Raw genomic sequence first — 1,463 nt, forward strand, 5'->3', positions numbered from 1 at the left:
TAAGCCACTATAAATCAAAAAAACAACCATTTTAAACCGTAAAGGGTGATTGTTGGGCGGGTTTACCTTGAGCTTCATGTCTTGTATTATATTGACTCAACTGGTATAACTTATTAAATCACCATCTTGTGAATATAATGTGAAGAAATTAAAAAATCTAACTAACGAGCTATATCTATATACAGGGAACAGGGAGTAGGGAATCGGGAGTCGGGAATCGGGAGTCGGGAATCGGGAATCGGGAATCGGGAGTAGGGAGTCGGGAAAAGCGGGAAATGGGAAGAATTATCCCGGAAATTATAGTGTATTTTGATACATATTTTTATTAATTTATACGTAATAAAAGTACCTACTCGCCCCTTTTTAAAAAACCTACCCTTGTAAGCATCTCACCATCCTCCCCATACTTCCCTCTCTTTCCCTACTCCCTACTCCCTACTCCCTACTCCCTTAACTAATCAACGGAATAGAATAGGATAAATCTGACGCCAAGCTAGGATATAAAACACAGCAATCCATAGCAACAACCAGATTAATTCTAAAAACCAGAACTCTGGTAACCCTAAAGGCCAACGTAACAAATCAACTATCGATGATAGGGGTAAAACAGCAACGACATAACCCAGTCCAGTTGGTAATGTATCCCTAGGGAAATAAGTACCACAGAGAGTAAACATTGGTACCACGAACAAGAAAATTGGCACATTAATATGATCAACAGTACGCACCGTTCCAGCTGTAAATAGTCCAATAGCACCAAACAGCATACTCTTTACCAACAGTGCGCTCAATCAGGTCATCGGGGGTACCTTCGTCAATCACTTTACCCTGCTGAAGTAAGATTAAGCGATCGCATAATCGTTGTGCTTCATCCATATAGTGAGTAGTCAACAACACCCCACACCCTTGATTTTTAAGGTGAATCACCAGCTTCCAAAAATCCTGCCGTGCATCCGGGTCCAGTCCTGTGGTAGGCTCATCTAAAAACACGACTTGGGGATGATTAATCAAGGCTCGTGCCAAGACCACAGATGGGTGGCTCAATTTTGAAGGTTAGCTGGTTGAAGGTTAGTCGGTTGAAGGTTAGCTGGTTGAAGGTTAGTCGGTTGAAGGTTAGCTGGTTGAAGGTTAGCTGGTTGAAGGTTAGTCGGTTGAAGGTTAGCTGGTTGAAGGTTAGTCGGTTGAAGGTTAGCTGGTTGAAGGTTAGCTGGGTAATGGCTCACGGAGCACTGACTCAACGTTCGTTAAGTATTAGTTGAGTAAATTCATTTACTACAAAAGTAGGATAACGAGACGTTTTAATGCTGTCAAAATTAATCAAGACACCAAAGATGGATGAAGCGATAGAAATCAGGCATTAACGCCAGCAAAACACGTACTTATCAAGTCTTATCTGTATTTATCGTTAATTTAAAAGGTAAACAGTTAACCTGTAAGCCATCAGCGATCAGCGATCAGCCATA

Annotated in this window: 3 protein-coding genes; all 3 read right to left on the minus strand. The window is 41.4% G+C overall.

The features are described from left to right. Positions 1–458 precede the first annotated feature (458 nt). Genes F6K53_RS42080 through F6K53_RS42090 form a run of 3 tightly spaced genes read right to left on the minus strand, consistent with a single transcriptional unit; the run spans position 459 to position 1,238 of the window. Positions 459–728, minus strand: coding sequence for an ABC transporter permease (locus F6K53_RS42080; protein WP_293086423.1), 270 nt, complete (start codon positions 726–728; stop codon positions 459–461). Next, the gene (locus F6K53_RS42085) at positions 715–1,044 is read right to left on the minus strand and encodes an AAA family ATPase (protein WP_293086426.1); all 330 of its coding nucleotides are present in this window, start codon (positions 1,042–1,044) and stop codon (positions 715–717) included. The genes F6K53_RS42080 and F6K53_RS42085 overlap by 14 nt, the downstream gene beginning before the upstream one ends. Further along, the gene (locus F6K53_RS42090) at positions 1,041–1,238 is read right to left on the minus strand and encodes a hypothetical protein (protein ID WP_293086429.1); all 198 of its coding nucleotides are present in this window, start codon (positions 1,236–1,238) and stop codon (positions 1,041–1,043) included. Before F6K53_RS42090 ends, F6K53_RS42085 begins: the two co-directional genes overlap by 4 nt. Between the last annotated feature and the right edge of the window lie 225 nt (positions 1,239–1,463).

It is taken from the genome of Moorena sp. SIO4A1 (assembly GCF_010672065.1).
Classification (GTDB): domain Bacteria; phylum Cyanobacteriota; class Cyanobacteriia; order Cyanobacteriales; family Coleofasciculaceae; genus Moorena.